Raw genomic sequence first — 15,041 nt, forward strand, 5'->3', positions numbered from 1 at the left:
TCTCCTCGGAGGGACGTCGGGCAGCCTCCGCCCTCTCGCGAGGCCACATCACGCAGCGTGTCCACCTGGTCACTTTACCTGTGACACTCGACTGTCACAAAGTGTAAACCTTTCTAAGGGACCCCTCCTTCATGGGGTTTACACCCGATGACACTCGATTGTCACGAGCGCAGTTACCCTCCGAGCACGCTGCGTCGATAAACCTTTTCAAAAATCGGCGCGAGGAATCGTTGAGTCCATGATCAGGATCGGATAATATGGGTATATCACAACGAACGCGCATCTCGCGCGCCCCTTGACGCGCCACAAACCAGGAGGAGCCATGGCCCAGAGAATCGCCGAAAGCCTCGAAGAGGTGACGCACCCGCCCATCCGCTACCCGTGGCACGAATGGACCGACGGGGCGGTGTGGGCCGTGCGCCGGGGTGAGGACTTCTACATCGACCCAGGCCAGTTCCGCGTGACCCTCGCCGTTCGGGCCAGCCGCAAGGGGCGGCGAGTGAGGGTCCGCGTCGACGGCGATGTGGTGAAGTTCCAGTTCTACACGCCCGCCGCGTAAAAGCGAAAGACCCCCGGGGGACCAACCCGAGGGTCTTTCAAGGGAATTCGCCAGGAGCCAACCGAAGGATTCCCGCACACGTCGCGCAGCGACGTCCAACAAGATAAGGGTAACAAAACCCTGATGAGAAAGTCAACCATTCCCGCGCTGGAATTCGACTCGGCGGATGAAATCGGCCGTCTCTCCGAGCAGGAGGAAGGCCCCCTCGGTCCGCTGAGCCTGGCTCACGTCGTCGCCCGGATCTTTGCCTGGCACGGCGTCCGAGGCCGGGCCTCGCTGCCGACGATGCCGCCCGGCGTCGCGGGGACGGCCGACTCGCGCGGCCGGCTGACCCGGGAGCCATTCGAGTGGGACCCCGACGACCCCTCTTCGGTCGAGTCCCTCGCGTTCCGGCTGCGCGGGGTGTGGGGCCTGGACGTGTTCCTGCACCCGACCCTGTTCCGCCTCGACACTCGGGGCTGGACCGACGCTGACACGCTGCCGAGCCGCGTTCTGTTCCACGACCTGGACGAGGTCGACCCTCGCAGCCTTCCCGAGAGCCTGCGTCCCACGATCGCCTGGGAGACGTCGCCCGGCTCGTACCAGGCCGCGTGGCTGCTGGACGGCCCGGCGCTCACGCCCGACGAGCACCGCTTGTGGCAGCGGCGGCTTCACCTGGGCGTCAACGGCGGCGACTACCGCGCGCCGTCGTCGTTCATCCGCCCGCCGGGCCGCCGCAACCACAAGGGCGAGAACGGCCCCCGGGGCGCGCTCGGACGGTTCCTGTGGGACGACGGCCCGACGCTCGATCCCTCGNCCCTGCCCACCGATGACACGGCCGAGACCACACCCGCCGAGGGGGCCGCCTTCGAGTGGGCCTCGCCCGATGACGCCAGGGGCGCCCTGGAGGGCCTCAGCGCGTCCGTGAGAGCGCTTCTCGCGGCCGACACGGGCGACCGCTCGGAGGACTGCCACAGGGCCGCGAAGGAGCTTCTCAAGGCGGGCCTCGCCCTCCCTCTGGCCGGCGCCGTGCTGCGCGACCACTGCGCGGCGTTCCGCGAGAAGTTCGGCGGTCGCAGCGACCCGGACGGCCAGCTCGCGCGGGAGATAGAGAACGCTGCTCGCGCCGTCGCGGCCAACGAGGTTAGCGGCAACCGCGCATGGTGGGCCGACTTCGAGGAGCTGACCCACACCGGCAACGCCGCGCGGTTCATCGACCGTCACGGCCACGAGGTGCGCTGGGTCGACCAGTGGAAGACGTGGATCACCTACGACCACGAACGCAGGGTGTGGCGACGCGATGGCGTCGGGAGCGTCGTTGAGTGGATGAAGGAACTCGGCCGCGACTTCATCCGCCAGGCCGCGAGCCTGGAGGAGGGCGACAGGCGCAAGAAGCACCTCGCCTGGGGACAGCAGAGCCTCAACACCCTCTCACTCAAGGCAAGTCTCCTGGCGGCCCAGTCAATTCGGGGCGTGACGATCCAGGCCGAGGAACTCGACAACAAGCCTTGGCTCTGGGCCCTGGCCGATGGCATCACCGCCGAACTGCGAACGGGCCTGGCTCGTCCGTCGGACTCCGCCGACCTGCTGACGATGAGCAGCCGGGCGCTGTGGGACCCCACCGCGACGTGCCCGCAGTGGCTCAAGTTCCTCGCCGACACATTCCCCGGTGAGGGGGTGGCCGTTCCACGGCCGGGTGAGACCACGAGCTTCATCCAGCGCGCCGTGGGCTCCACGCTCGTCGGCGAGGCTGTGAAGTGGTTCTTCATCCTCCAGGGGCCGACCGATTCCGGGAAGAGTGTGTTCCAGGAAATCATGGTTCGGATCTTCGGGGACTATGCCAAGAACGTCAAGCGGGATGCGTTCCAATGGCAGCGCGGCGGCGAGGGAAAGAACAACGACGGCCTGGCGGACCTGCACAACAAGCGGTACGCGAGGTGGTCTGAGACCGAGAAGGGCCTCAGGGTCCAGGAATCCTTGGTCAAAGACGTAATGGACGGTGTGGGCTCGAAGAAGTCCGTTTCCCGAAAGTACGAAAAGGCGGTCGACATCCAGACCGTGTTCACCCTATGGATGGACACCAACAACGAGCCCGATCTGAGGTATGGGGACGACGCGCTCTGGAATCGTGTGCTCATCATCCACACTCGCGGCACCGTTCCTCAGTCTGAGCAGGTTTACAAGCTTGAGGAAAGGATCTTCGAGGATGAGGCCGCTGGGATCTTTCAGTGGGCGTTGGCCGGCTGCCTCGACTGGCAGGCCAAAGGCGGGGGTAAGCGGGGCCTCGCCGCACCACCCGAGATCGAGCAGGCGGTAAAGGAGTACCGCGCCGATAAGGACGCGGTGGGCAAGTTCCTGGAGGCGTACACCGTCCGCACGACCGAGGCCAACTCGAACGTCGGGACGGAGGACCTCAAGGCGGCCTGGCTCGCCTACACGGGGTCCGATCGGAAGCTCTCCACCGAGAAGCTCAACGGGATGTTGGAGAGCAAGGGGATCGACCCCAAGACCAAGCGTCTGAAGGACCCTGAGACGGGGATGCAGCGCCGTGTCATCCCCGGCCTCCGCTGGATCGACGGAATGAAGCCCGAGAAGGAGAGCTGAAATGAACGACGAGTTGGACTGCCTCGACATGGACGACAAGCCTTACTTCCAGCCGCCGGCCGTGCGGGAAGAGGTGAAGACCGCAAAGAGCGTGCTGGGGCTCTCTACTAGCGAAATTGAGGTCGAACTGAGGTCCACCGGGCAGCGGGGAGGTGACTGGGGGCATGGGGGCTACACCGAACTCGTAGTCGACGGTACCCAGATGCCCCCGGGCATGAGGGTGGAAGTCCAAAACGATTACTCCATGACTCGGAAGTTCGTCATCCGATTTGGCGGAGACGGCGAGATCTACCTCTTTCACCTTCTCCTTGCGTGGGCAGTAAAGCACCTGGACCTGATGTACCCCCACTCGGCCGAGGAGGTTAAGAAAGACCTCAAGCTCCAGTAGCCCACCCCCCCTCAGTTCACCAGGAGCCCCTGATGGAAGACAACCCCGCGTTGATCGCCTCCCTTCTCAGGCAGGTCATGGCCTCGGATCTGCCTCGTCGGGCCGCTGAGGAAGCCATGGTCACTCTCATGACGGGCGTGTCCCTGCGGATCGGCCCGGTGAAAGAGGCAGTCCTAGGCGAGGGGCAACTGTACTCAGTCGGTGACGCGGTGAGGGAGGTTGGTTGCGTCGACGAAGTCCAAGACCAGTGGTTCATCCTCGTTGACGCCATGAGGAACTATCTCGGCTCCGTAGCCGAGGCGATCGAGGACGCGCTGACCGAGGCCGAGGCCCCCCGCACCGACGCCGTCTGACCAAGCCTCACCAAAGGGAGCCAACCCGAGGACACCCCGCCTCGCCCATCGGGGGACCCGAAGGAGTCCTCATGCAATGCCAAGACTGCGCGGCCCGCGAGGCCGCGCCCCCGGATGAATGTCCGACCCACCCGGGCACGCCGACGTTCGGCGACTGGTGCCCCGCGTGCGCCGCCGAGGGGGCGTACGGCCCCGAGTGCCGCGCCCAGGCCGTGCCGGACGGCCTGGCCTGGACGCACGCGCCCGGCTGCCCGCAGCACGGGGGCGCATCGTGAGAGAGTTCCGGGTGGGTCTCGCGTGCGGGCACGACCTGTGGTTCGAGCAATCGCTGTGGGCGCCCCTGGCCGGTGAGGTGGTCTGGTGCCGCCGGTGCCGGGCCGAGACCGAGGCCGCGACGGGCCGCGCGCCGACCGCGTCCGCCCCACTCCGTGCGGCCCCTGACGTGCCGGCCCAAGACGTCGCACGCGACGCGCGCGACGGGCTGTCAGCGTCGCTCTCAAGCGCCCCCATGGAGCCGTCCGCGCGTCGCGCGCGACGCGCGACGACCAAGCCAGAGAGGGCGAACGGGAGCCACCGACATTGCGACCACGACCGCACCAAGGCCGCTCGTTCGGCGTGTCGGCGGGCGGCCGACGCCACACNGCCCATCACGGCGTCGCCTCCGGTCCCCTCCTCGGAGGGTCCGGCTCATCCGGGGGGNGTGGGATGAGCGCGACCATCGGGCGTCCCGAAACGCGGACGATCGCCTACCGCCCGCGCGGAGGGGCCGCCGCCCTTCTGACCGCGAGGGATGCGGAGATCTGCTTCTCCGGTCCTGCGGGGACCGGGAAGAGCCTCGCCGCCCTCTGGAAGGTGCACCTCACGTGCATGGCCGTGCCGGGGACGCAGGCTCTGATTCTGCGGCAGACCAACATCTCGTTGGCTGGCACCACTCTGAATCTCTTCGAGCGGTTCGTGGTGCGGTCGGCACTGGACGCGGGGATCGTCGCGTGGTTCGGCGGCTCGCCCCGGGAGGCCGCGAAATACCGCTACCAGAATGGATCGACCATCATCGTGGGCGGATTGGACCAGCCCACCAAGTTCCTTTCTTCGGAGCTGGACATCATCTTTGTGGACGAGGCCACGGAGATCTCCAAGACCGCGTACGAGACCGTGTTCTCGCGTCTGCGGGGAACGGCCCTCGCGGACAAACAGATCATCCTCGCGTGCAATCCAAGCCACCCGAAGCACTGGATCAAGCTGCGGTGCGACCAGGAGGGGATGCGGATGGTCCCCAGCCGCCACCGGGACAATCCGGTCTACGTCCGCGAGGACGGGAGCCTGACCGAGGCCGGACGGGATTACATCGTCGGGAAGCTCGGCAAGCTGACCGGCGTCCGCAAGCTGCGGTATCTGGATGGGATCTGGGCCGCCGCCGAGGGGGTGATCTACGAGGAGTGGGACGACTCGATCCACGTCGTGGATCCGTTCAAGATCCCTCGGGATTGGACCATCCGGTGGGCTGTCGACTTCGGATTCGTCAACCCGTTCACGTGGCAGTTGTGGGCCGAAGATCCGGACGGCGGGCTGTGGCTTGTGAGGGAGATCTACCGAACCGGCCGAACCGTCGCCGACCACTGCCAGACCATCCGGGAGGCGGCTCGCGGATTCGCCGATCCTCTGGAGGTGGTGTGCGACCACGACGCGGAGGACCGGGCGACGCTGGAGCGGGAGTTGGGATACTCGACCTGCCCCGCGACCAAGAATGTGTCCCGCGGGATCCAGGCCGTGAAGGAGAGACTCTCCACCAACCGACTGAAGGTGTTCCGGGACAGCCTCGTGGAGCGGGACCACGAGTTGGCGAAGCGCGAGAAGCCCGGACGGCTCGCGGAGGAGATCCCGCAATACGTGTGGGCGTCCAAGTCCCGTCGCGCTGAGGACGGCGAGCGCAAGGATGAGCCGCTGAAGGAGAACGACCACGCCGCCGACGCTATGCGGTATGTCGTCGCTCAGCTGGATCTCCGGTCCCGGCCAGGCGTTCGCTTCCTCGAATAGCCCGATTGTGGCGAGAATCGCGCGTCCACCTCGTTAGCGTGCTGAGCGATCACACGCGCGCACGCGAGGAGATGACGTGATTCTGAGGCATACATTTGTCCAGGTTCAACCAACGGGATCGGACGGGATATGGCAGCTCACCATCAGGCCCGGAGCTAACCGGGAACACGTCGTGGCCGCCCTCGCGGCCCTTCCCGAGGACGCGGTTTTTGTCGAACCGTTCGGGAACATCGCCGCCGTTCTTCTGTTCATCGCCCCATCCAGCATCCCGCCCCGCTAGCCCGTCCACACCCCCCGCAGACCTCGCTACCGAGGCCGACCGACGGGGGGTGTGGAGCGGACGGACCGGCTCAGTCATGACACAGGGGTGAGTGACCCTCGCCACATGGCGGAACGGCTGATCCGAGTTTGTCGGACGTGCGGTGGATCCTGCCGCCATGTCACCCGATGGCGCAACTCCACCACCCGACGGCGCAGGCGCCCGCACCAAATCCGACGAGTGGTACGTGCTCGACCTCTGCGACGAGGCGGTCGGCGAGACCGGCCTACGCCAACACCGCTTCGACTGGCTTCTCGGCGACCCGAGCCCCTCGACCGGCCGCCGCGTCCGTCTGCCCGTCGACGCCTACTGGCCCACCCGCCGCCTGGTCGTCGAGTACCGCGAGCGCCAGCACGACCAGCCGACACCCCACTTCGACAAACCCGACCGGCTGACGGTCAGCGGCGTTCACCGGGGCGAGCAGCGAGCCCTGTACGACCGTCGCAGAGAGGAGCTGATACCAACCCAGGGTCTCCGCCTGGTCATCCTGCGCCCGGCCGATCTGGCCAGCGACGGTCGCGGGCGGCTCAAGCGACGACAAGACGATGACCTGGCGGTCATCCGCGCTCGCCTGGCCTGAGCCACTCCACCATCGATGTCTGACCACCACACCGCCCGCGACGCACGACGTCCGGGCGGTGTGGTAATTAGCCCTCGCCGCGCCAACCGGGGCGGTGGGCGTCCAGCCAGATCTCAACGTCCGCGCGGAGCCACAGGCGGGTCTGGCCGTCGGCACCCNCNTACCAGGGCGCGGGGAACGCGCGGTCTCTGGTGATCGTGTAGGCGCGGGCCTTGCCGACCCCGAGGAGGGTCCGGAGCTCGGCTATGCCGATCAGCTCGTCCGGGGTGGCCGGCTGCGGCCCGGTGCTGCGCTCCACACCCGCCAACCCTGTGTGCAGATGGGTCGATGCACGACCTCGACTGTCCGGCTCGCTCCCGACGCGCTACCGTGTCCGCTATGACCGCGAGCCGAACGAACGACCACGTGGGCGTGCGGGTGCGCGTCGACAAGACCGCCGACACCATGGATCTCCAGTTGGACGGCGGCACGACCGCCGACGAGCTGCTCCGCGTGGTGGAGCAGTACATCCCGCAGGGCGCCCGCCTGAGGGAGGCCCTCACAATCACGTGGCTCTGTGGCCCCGATCCGGCCACATCCCCTCCCCAGTCGTCGGGGGGTGTGGAGGGGATGCGGCCCTATTTCGATCACTCCGCATGCGACCACGAGGCAACGCCCGGCGCACGCGCACGATGCCGGCAGGCCCGTCGGGAGTGACACGAGCGCCCGACCGACGTCTTCGGCCCACACCAGCCCGGATCGGGGGGGTGTGGGCCCTATTTATGACACAAGCGCCCCGACGTCATTTCGTCGACCACCACCACGATCAGCGGATCGCCGACGGTGGGGGTGTGCAGCCGGGTCCGGCCGCGGAGCCGTGCCGTGCGTCGTTGCATGACCGTCACCGCGTGGTCGAGGAGATCCGCAATCTCCCCTGTCGTGGTGGCGAACCGGGCGAACAAGGGCTCACCGAAAGCGAGTTCCATCCCGCCCTTGGGGTCGCACACCCACAGCTTCACCAGGCCCGCCCGCACCGCCGGGCCGAGACCGCGGATGATCGACCACAGCACCGAGCCCTTACCGGCACCGGTGGCCCCCGCGACGAGGACATGCGTCCCGCGGACCGGCAGGGTTCACGGAGAGCCGTCCTCACAGCGGCCGACCGGGACCGCGCCCAGCTCCGCCACCAGCAGGCCCGACGCGGCACCGGGATCGTCCACGAGATCCGGGGCCACGTCGCCGGGTCGGGGCCCGTCGAGGTCACCGGGAGTGACAGGGCGGACGAGGGTGTCACGGTGGTGGAAGTGCAGCCGGACGAACCGGTGCGGTTCTGCCTGGACCTGACAGCGCCGGGCCCGGAACACGTGCCGCAGGGCTTCGGCCTGCTCCGCCCACTGTTCCGGGGTCTGCCCGGGAAGTAGTTCCACCCGCAGCACGTCCACCGCTCGCGTCGAGCGGATAGAACGGATCCGGGGGTAGTAGTCGTCGAAGGTGACCTGATCGGCGTTCGAGGTCGGGACCCGGATCGCCAGGTCGGTGTGCACCATCGCCGGCCGCCACCGCCGCCGGTAGACGAACGCCAGCCGGACCCGTCCCCACACCCNCCGTGCCAGCCACCCGAACGACACCGGATGCACCCGCCGCCAGACCACCGCCACCAGCAGCAGACCGACGAGCAGGCCCACCAGGCCCAGCAGGCCGAACCGGTGGACGAACACCAGCAGGCCGACCGCGACGGGAACGGCGATCCGGTGCCGCCAGCACCAGCGCACCCCGAGCACCAGCCCCTTGCCGGCCACCGCGAGGAGCAGCATCCACAGCGGCACCCGCATCTTGTCCGGCCGGGACGGNATCCGCGGCATCCGCTGGTCACCGTAGATTCTGGACATGGCAATACCACCCTGTTTTCGAGCGCACGAAACCACGGGAAGAGGGAAGGGGGAGAGGGAAACGTTCCGGAAAATGAGGGAGGCGCTACGCCGCGTTTTCCGTCGGCGGGGCGTCGTTCTGTGCGGCGAGGGCGATCCGCTCGCAGTCGGCGAGGTAGGTGTTCACCGCGTCGCGCAACGCCCGCGCGAACGCGAGGTGCGCCGCCGGGTCCGCCTCAGCGACGGATGACAGGGAGAGCGCGGTCGGGCCCACGGTGAGGGACAGGATCGGGGGCCGGTGGGGGTAGCTGTGACACACCGCGTACCAGCTCGTCCCGACGTACAGCGCCAGAGAGGTGAACGACCCGGATGGGTCAGCGTCGTGGCCGGTCATGCCGCCGCCCCCGTCCGCCGCACCGCGCCGACCTGCCGCAGCCGCAGGGCCCGCATGGCGTAGCCCTGCTTCGGGTACTTGCCGTTGGTGTCCACCCACAGCGTGATCGTCAGCCCGTCGAACAGCACCGGCCGGAACGGCGTGCCCGGCATCACCTCCGGCAGGACCGGCTGCACCTCCCCGGGCACCTTCACCTTCAGCTCCGCCTGCCGGGCCGCCGGGTCCGGGTCCAGCACCCGCACCGCCCAGATCCGCTCGCCGGTGTTCGGGTCGCGTTCCTGCGGGTCGGGAGCGTTCGCCTTCACCTTCTCGTAGTCGTTCGCCGGTTCCACACCGAGCACGAAAGCACCCGCCGGGAACACGTCCTCGAAGCGCACGGGAATACGCCGGGGAACCGCCATGGATTCGTCAACCTCCGAAGGTCAGCCCCGCCCCCGGGTGGTCCGGGGTACGTCGGGCAACACCCACCATGCACCGCTCGCCGAGCGCTCGCCAAGCTTCTATACGCCTATGGATAACGCCTCGTTATAAAAACGGCCCCACCGTCATGGCAGCCTTCCGGGAAGCTCATCACGCGAACTACTGTTTGGTAAACAGCAAACGATCCGGGGGTGTTGATCCACGATGGCGCGCGAGACGACGGCAGGGGACGACGGGCGGGCTGTCGGTGCCGCGATCACCGCGCGGATGCGGGAACGGCGGATGAGTCAGCAGGCGTTGGCCGCCGCGTCCGGGGTGTCGGTCGCGACCCTACGGGAACTGGCACGGGGCACCAGCAGCCGCCGCGCCCAGGACGCCACGCTCGCCGCCATCTCCCGCGCGCTCGGATGGCCGGACGACCACCTGTTGACCGTCCTCCTCGGGAGGGAGCCCGACGAGGTGCCCCTGCCGGTCCTGCCGGTGGATCAGCAGATCCTGGAGGTCCTGCTCCGCATCGAACGCAGCCTTGCCACCATCGGCGCCCAGCTCATTCCGCCTGCTGAGCGGTGCGACAGCGTCCGGTAGCACCCGGGCATGCGAAAGGGCCGGATCCGATGACATGGTCACCATCGGATCCGGCCCTTCATCGGTTCAGGCCCGGTCTACCCCCGAGGATTGACCGGGCCTGAACCTGTCCCGTCCGGGGGGCCGCCGGTGGGGCGGCTCAGGAAGACGCGGATCGCGCCGAACGCATCCGCGTGCCCCGCCCGGTACGCCTGCTGCTCCTCACGGGTGATCCACCGCGACCGGTCCGGGAACCCGGTGGGGATGTCGAGCGCCGAGCCGGTCAGCCGCAGCAGATCCCGCCGGGAGACCTCCCCGGCGGGCAGTTGGTAGACGAGGATGACGTCTCCCGCCCCGTGCACGGAGTGGAACTCCAACCCTGCCGGAAGCTCCGCCAGGGCCCGGTGCAGGTCCGCCAGGTCCGATCCCGGCTGGATCACCACCGCCCACGTGCCGGCACCCCACGGCAGCGTCACCACCGCCGCCAACGACCGATCCCGAACCACATCCGCACGCAACGGCGGCCGGGCGTCGTGGGCGATCACCGGAGACGCCGCGCACGCCGAGTGACCAGATGATCCAGGTGCCCACCGAGCACCATCCAGTCACCCAGCTCCGCCGGCTTCTCCTCCACGAAGAACCGCAACGCGCACACCTGGTACCGCGTCCAGCAGCGATCCAGCGCGAACGCTTCCGCTTCCTGCGCCGACCGAAACGTGATCATTGTGTCCCGCACCCGGCCGGAACCGTCGTCCTCGAAGCGGACCACGCCGAACAACACCGGTTCCGCTGCCACCGATGTTCGCCGTGCAGCCACGTCCGTCATGCCATCTCTCCCTTCCTGCCTGGTCACCACGCCCAGCGCCCGTCCCGCAGCCAGGCCGCGGAGACGGGGCGCAGCCAGGACGTACGCTCACGCATCCAGGCAGTTCGGAATAGATATGTGGATGGATACTCAGCGTGGATAGACTGGCGGACGGTACACGGTCCACCACGCCACACATCCCGTTTCGTGGATGGGAGCAGCCATGACCCGTCGCCGCCCACTACCCACCGCACCGACCGGCCTGTGGGACCGCCCCGAGATGGCCCAGGCCCTCACCGCACGGGACATGCAGACCGTGCTGGCGATCTACCGGAAGTGGACCGGTGCCTCCCAGTCGCAGATAGCCGCCATGACCGGCATCCCGCAGCCGTCCATCAGCGTGATTGTCCGCGGGAAACGCCAGGTCACCACCATCGAGAACTTCGAGAAGTTCGCCGACGGACTCGGCATCCCCCGAGACCGTCTCGGACTCGCCAGCTCGGAAACCACGGAAACCGCCGGCAGCGAGACGAGCCCGGACCGGCGCACCGTGATCGCAGCCGGAGCGCTGTTCGCACTCGACGCCGAGCTCGACGAGGTCACCCGCCGGATGCAGCAGTTCGCCGCATCCAACGTCGATGACGACGCGCTACACCAGCTCGACACCAGCATCGAAGTCGTGGGCCGCCGCTACGAGAACAGCGACGCCGCCACCGTCTACCCCGTCGCCCTGAAGCAGCGCCGGTGGGTCGCCGACCTGATGGCCGGACACCAGCACCCCGACCAGCGCCGCGAGCTGTACGCCATCGGCGGGAAGCTCTCCNGCCNGCTCGGNTATNTCNCGTTCGACCNCNGCAACGAACTCGTTGCCCGCGCCTACTGCAACGAGGCGATGAGCCTCGCCAAGACCGCCGGACACCGCGATCTCGCCGCGTGGGTCCGCGGCACCCAGAGCTTCATCGCCTACTACGGCGGCCGGTACCGCGAAGCCCTGGACCTTGCCCGCGACGGCCAGCGCTACGCCCGCGGCGGCCCCGCCAGCATCCGACTCGCCATCAGCGGCGAAGCCCGCACCCTGGGCAAGCTCGGCGACATCGCCGGAGTCGACGAGGCCGTCGGCCGCGCCCTGGCCGCCCACGCCCGCATCGAGGACACCGACCCCGTCGGCTACTTCCTGTCCTTCGACCCGTTCACCGCATCCCGCATCGCCGGCAACGCCGCCTCCGCCTACCTCGCCGCCGGAGCCCCCGACCGGGCCCGCGAGTTCACAGACCAGGCCATCCCCATCTTCGCCGCCGCCGACTCCACCGCCAGCCACGCCCTCACCCTGGTCGACGCAAGCATGACCTACCTAACCGGTCCCAACCCCCAGCCCGACCGCGCCGGAGCACTCGTTGCCGAAGCACTCGACGTCGGCGCCGATCTGCGATCCGAAGTGGTCGCCCGCCGGGCCCGGGACTTCCTGCTCACCGCCGCCCAGTGGCGCACCGTCCCGGAGATCGCCCAGGTCAACGACGCCGTCAAAGCCTGGAGACTGCCCACCGCCTGACGTTCAGGCCCCCAGCCGACCAATCAGGGTGGTCACACCGTCTACCCTGAGCGGTCGTGCCGCCGACCCACGAAGACCAGGTAGACGCCGACGACTGGGAAGCTTTCCGCCGCACCGAACGGATGGCCGATCACTGGTGGTGGCGCCCCGGATGGCGGCCGGACCGGCGCTACCTGACCTGGTACCTCGTCTTCCAGGACCAGGCCCTCACCGACTACGTGGCCGGATTCCAACGCGCACTGGCCGACCTGGAGTACCTCGACCCCGTGCCGGTCGACGGACTGCACATGACCGTGCAGGGCGTCGCGTTCGCCGACGAGCTGCCCGCCGAGACCGTCGCCGCGATCGGGAAGGCCGCCGACGAGCGATGCGCCGACATCGAGCCGTTCGCCCTCACCGCCGGCCCCATCGCCGCTTACCCCGGCGGAACCTTCCTCCGCGCCACCCCATGGCACCCAGTTGCCGAACTACGCGAGCAGCTACGAGCCGCGATCGGTGACGTCCTGGGCGCCGACGCCGTGCCCGACGAGCCCGCCCGTTTCAAACCCCACATCAGCGTCACCTACTGCAACGCCACCCCGCCCACCGACGAGGTCATCCGCCGACTCACCGACCTTCGCAGGCGGCCACCGATCAGCGTGCCCGTCGGCAGCGTCGACCTCCTCGAACTCCGCCGAGACGGCCACGCCTACCGGTGGGACGTCCGGCACCACGCCGACCTCACCGGTTGACCGGCACCGACAGGGCCAGCGGCGGCCCGGTCCCCACGAGCACGAGCCCGCGCATTTGCCGAATCCTTCGTTTTGAGATCAAGCGCGGTGCGGGTCGCGCCGCGCGACCGGCTGCGCGCGGCCTGGCGGCCGTGCTCGCCGGGCCCGTCGCACCCCGCACCGCGTAGACCATCCGAGACGTTCGACGAAGTCCGCCGGTCGCCAGCGTGGGCTGAACCAGCCGAGGAACGGAACGTGATGCTGCGGACGTTCGTCGCGCACGCCGATGGGCAGCCGAAGAACGAGCAGAGGGCACGCCAGTCGACAGCCCCATCACCAGTGCCAGGGCGCTTCGCTCCCCGGACAGCCCAACCCTCACTTGCCAGCGACGAGCTTGCCTGGGGTAACCAGGCCGGAGTGGACATAAAATCTGCGTGTGTCGGCTCCCATGACTTACCTTGACGTGCCCTTGGACGCGATGCCACGGCCGAGCTGCCGGGGTGCCGTACATGGCTGATTTCCGCGTAGCGGTGTTTGCGTCGCATACCGGGACCAATCTACGGGCACTGCACCAATCCTCTCTCCGGCCTGCCGCGGCATTCCGCCTGGCCTTGGTCCTGAGCAACAACGGAGGGTCCGGCGCTCTTGCATATGCCCGAGCCCATGCCATACCGGCCGCTCACATGTCAGGAGTCACGCATCCCGATCCCGATCAGCTCGACACGGCTATATGCACGCTACTAAACGAAAGAAAGATCAGCCTGATCGTCACGGCGGGTTACATGAAAAATATTGGCCCGTGCACGCTGAAATCCTACGCCGGTAAGATCATAAACGTGCATCCGTCTCTGCTGCCGAGACATGGCGGNAAANGNATGTACGGCAGAGCAGTACATGAATCCGTCCTGGCCTCCGGCGATCGCATTACCGGGCCTTCAGTCCACATCGTCACAGCAGAGTACGACGCGGGGCCCGTTATCGCGCAACACGAACTACCCGTCCAGCCGGATGAAACGGTCGAAAGCCTGTCCGAGAGAGTTCTCGCGGCCGAACACATCCTGCTTCCAACAGTAGTGCAAGATCTTGCNGTTCACGCGATCTGAGACAGCCAGGGACCAGGCAACGCTGCGAGACGACGGGCCCGATCTAAGCGAGGTACCGAGCCACTAGGCCGTGGGTCGTCGGACGGCCGTCGCAGACGTGACAGCCAAGTTGACAGCCAAGCCGTCGGACGGCCGCGGACGCTGACGGACACCAGCAGACGGAGCGCACCAGGTCAGCGGACGCGGTGGACATCCACGGACGTCGGCGGAAGATTCAGATCTAACTACGGATCAGAGGCATCAGCGCCGTCTGCGCCAGGGTGGAGATCGCAGAGGCTGGCAGCCTGGATGGCAGCCAAGCCCGCGAACGGCGGCGAACGGTCACGGACTTGGCGGACAACTGCGAGCCCGCGACCGGCACCGGCGGACGTCCACGGACGTTGGCGGACGAACCACCGATGATCTCTTAATCCGCGGGTTCGGGGTTCAAGTCCCTGGCGGCGCACCCGTACGCAGGCCCCTAATGGGACATACCGGGCAGCCGTGAGGCAGGCTCGGTTCCGGTAGCCGCCAGCAGGTGAGCACTCGAGGCCCCTGGACGCAGGACGAGTCCTAAGGTCAGACCGTGCCCCTGCCGGTGGTCGGGAGAGCGGACCACAGATGGGATGTCGTGCCCGCTGATCGTGGCGTGAGCACTTGACCATTAGGGCGTGGTGGATCTCCTGGAGGCTGCCGGACCTGGTGCCGAGAGACGGGAGACCCGGATGCTGTTCGTCGGTGACGACTGGGCGCAGGACCACCACGATGTGGAGGTGCAGGACGAGACGGGTCGGCGACTGGCGAAGGGCCGGCTGCCGGAGGGCGTGGCCGGGATCGCCCGGCTGCACGCGCTG

At 68.0% G+C, this 15,041-nt stretch carries 18 protein-coding genes and 2 pseudogenes; 14 read left to right on the plus strand and 6 right to left on the minus strand.

Annotation, left to right across the window (positions count from 1 at the left end):
* Window positions 1-322: 322 nt before the first annotated feature.
* From ALLO2_RS20065 to ALLO2_RS20090, 8 genes are all read left to right on the plus strand, one after another.
* On the plus strand, window positions 323-559 hold the full coding sequence (locus ALLO2_RS20065) for a hypothetical protein (protein WP_023841827.1): 237 nt from the start codon (window positions 323-325) through the stop codon (window positions 557-559).
* A gap of 123 nt (window positions 560-682) precedes the next feature.
* The gene (locus tag ALLO2_RS20070) at window positions 683-3,142 is read left to right on the plus strand and encodes a phage/plasmid primase, P4 family (protein ID WP_035734155.1); all 2,460 of its coding nucleotides are present in this window, start codon (window positions 683-685) and stop codon (window positions 3,140-3,142) included.
* A gap of 1 nt (window position 3,143) precedes the next feature.
* Window positions 3,144-3,530 (plus strand): hypothetical protein, encoded by a 387-nt coding sequence (locus ALLO2_RS20075; RefSeq protein WP_023841825.1) that lies wholly within the window; start codon window positions 3,144-3,146, stop codon window positions 3,528-3,530.
* Window positions 3,531-3,562: 32 nt separating this feature from the next.
* Entirely contained in the window at window positions 3,563-3,883 is a 321-nt protein-coding gene (locus tag ALLO2_RS20080; RefSeq protein WP_023841824.1) for a hypothetical protein, read from the plus strand.
* A 71-nt stretch (window positions 3,884-3,954) separates the two neighbouring features.
* Window positions 3,955-4,158 (plus strand): hypothetical protein, encoded by a 204-nt coding sequence (locus ALLO2_RS25970; protein WP_023841823.1) that lies wholly within the window; start codon window positions 3,955-3,957, stop codon window positions 4,156-4,158.
* Between the two features lie 430 nt (window positions 4,159-4,588).
* Complete coding sequence (locus ALLO2_RS20085) at window positions 4,589-5,917, plus strand: phage terminase large subunit (RefSeq protein ID WP_023841822.1); 1,329 nt, start codon at window positions 4,589-4,591, stop codon at window positions 5,915-5,917.
* Between the two features lie 76 nt (window positions 5,918-5,993).
* Window positions 5,994-6,197 carry a hypothetical protein gene (locus ALLO2_RS27860; RefSeq protein WP_023841821.1) on the plus strand — a complete coding sequence of 68 codons (204 nt, stop codon included), beginning with the start codon at window positions 5,994-5,996 and terminating at the stop codon, window positions 6,195-6,197.
* Between the two features lie 157 nt (window positions 6,198-6,354).
* Window positions 6,355-6,816 (plus strand): hypothetical protein, encoded by a 462-nt coding sequence (locus ALLO2_RS20090; protein WP_023841820.1) that lies wholly within the window; start codon window positions 6,355-6,357, stop codon window positions 6,814-6,816.
* Between the two features lie 67 nt (window positions 6,817-6,883).
* Here ALLO2_RS20090 and ALLO2_RS20095 read toward each other — a convergent pair whose 3' ends face one another.
* Window positions 6,884-7,114 (minus strand): AlpA family transcriptional regulator, encoded by a 231-nt coding sequence (locus ALLO2_RS20095; RefSeq protein WP_035734156.1) that lies wholly within the window; start codon window positions 7,112-7,114, stop codon window positions 6,884-6,886.
* 80 nt (window positions 7,115-7,194) lie between these two features.
* On the opposite strand from ALLO2_RS20095, the gene ALLO2_RS20100 reads away from it, so the two are divergent.
* Window positions 7,195-7,512 carry a hypothetical protein gene (locus ALLO2_RS20100; RefSeq protein ID WP_023841818.1) on the plus strand — a complete coding sequence of 106 codons (318 nt, stop codon included), beginning with the start codon at window positions 7,195-7,197 and terminating at the stop codon, window positions 7,510-7,512.
* A gap of 80 nt (window positions 7,513-7,592) precedes the next feature.
* Here ALLO2_RS20100 and ALLO2_RS20105 read toward each other — a convergent pair.
* From ALLO2_RS20105 to ALLO2_RS20115, 3 genes and pseudogenes are all read right to left on the minus strand, one after another.
* A pseudogene (locus ALLO2_RS20105) lies at window positions 7,593-8,684 on the minus strand (FtsK/SpoIIIE domain-containing protein); the annotation flags it as partial.
* A gap of 85 nt (window positions 8,685-8,769) precedes the next feature.
* Complete coding sequence (locus ALLO2_RS20110) at window positions 8,770-9,057, minus strand: hypothetical protein (protein ID WP_011435478.1); 288 nt, start codon at window positions 9,055-9,057, stop codon at window positions 8,770-8,772.
* Window positions 9,054-9,458, minus strand: a complete 405-nt coding sequence (locus ALLO2_RS20115; protein ID WP_023841815.1) for a hypothetical protein — start codon at window positions 9,456-9,458, stop codon at window positions 9,054-9,056. Before ALLO2_RS20115 ends, ALLO2_RS20110 begins: the two co-directional genes overlap by 4 nt.
* Before the next feature lie 223 nt (window positions 9,459-9,681).
* Between ALLO2_RS20115 and ALLO2_RS20120 the strand changes: the two genes are divergently transcribed.
* A complete protein-coding gene (locus tag ALLO2_RS20120; protein ID WP_011435476.1) occupies window positions 9,682-10,062 on the plus strand; it encodes a helix-turn-helix domain-containing protein in 381 nt (126 codons plus the stop codon).
* 77 nt (window positions 10,063-10,139) lie between these two features.
* Here ALLO2_RS20120 and ALLO2_RS20125 read toward each other — a convergent pair whose 3' ends face one another.
* Window positions 10,140-10,586, minus strand: a complete 447-nt coding sequence (locus tag ALLO2_RS20125) for a hypothetical protein (RefSeq protein WP_023841814.1) — start codon at window positions 10,584-10,586, stop codon at window positions 10,140-10,142.
* Window positions 10,583-10,867 carry a hypothetical protein gene (locus tag ALLO2_RS20130; protein ID WP_023841813.1) on the minus strand — a complete coding sequence of 95 codons (285 nt, stop codon included), beginning with the start codon at window positions 10,865-10,867 and terminating at the stop codon, window positions 10,583-10,585. Before ALLO2_RS20130 ends, ALLO2_RS20125 begins: the two co-directional genes overlap by 4 nt.
* Before the next feature lie 190 nt (window positions 10,868-11,057).
* Between ALLO2_RS20130 and ALLO2_RS20135 the strand changes: the two genes are divergently transcribed.
* The 4 genes and pseudogenes from ALLO2_RS20135 to ALLO2_RS20150 form a co-directional block, all read left to right on the plus strand.
* Complete coding sequence (locus ALLO2_RS20135) at window positions 11,058-12,395, plus strand: helix-turn-helix transcriptional regulator (protein WP_232235220.1); 1,338 nt, start codon at window positions 11,058-11,060, stop codon at window positions 12,393-12,395.
* A gap of 56 nt (window positions 12,396-12,451) precedes the next feature.
* Window positions 12,452-13,126, plus strand: a complete 675-nt coding sequence (locus tag ALLO2_RS20140) for a 2'-5' RNA ligase family protein (protein WP_011435472.1) — start codon at window positions 12,452-12,454, stop codon at window positions 13,124-13,126.
* 488 nt (window positions 13,127-13,614) lie between these two features.
* On the plus strand, window positions 13,615-14,208 hold the full coding sequence (locus tag ALLO2_RS24995) for a phosphoribosylglycinamide formyltransferase (protein ID WP_035734171.1): 594 nt from the start codon (window positions 13,615-13,617) through the stop codon (window positions 14,206-14,208).
* A gap of 704 nt (window positions 14,209-14,912) precedes the next feature.
* Window positions 14,913-15,041 (plus strand): annotated as a pseudogene (locus tag ALLO2_RS20150) (IS110 family transposase); the annotation flags it as partial.

Origin of the sequence: Frankia sp. Allo2, from assembly GCF_000733325.1 — a bacterium.
In the GTDB taxonomy this organism is placed as follows: Bacteria; Actinomycetota; Actinomycetes; order Frankiales; family Frankiaceae; genus Frankia; species Frankia casuarinae.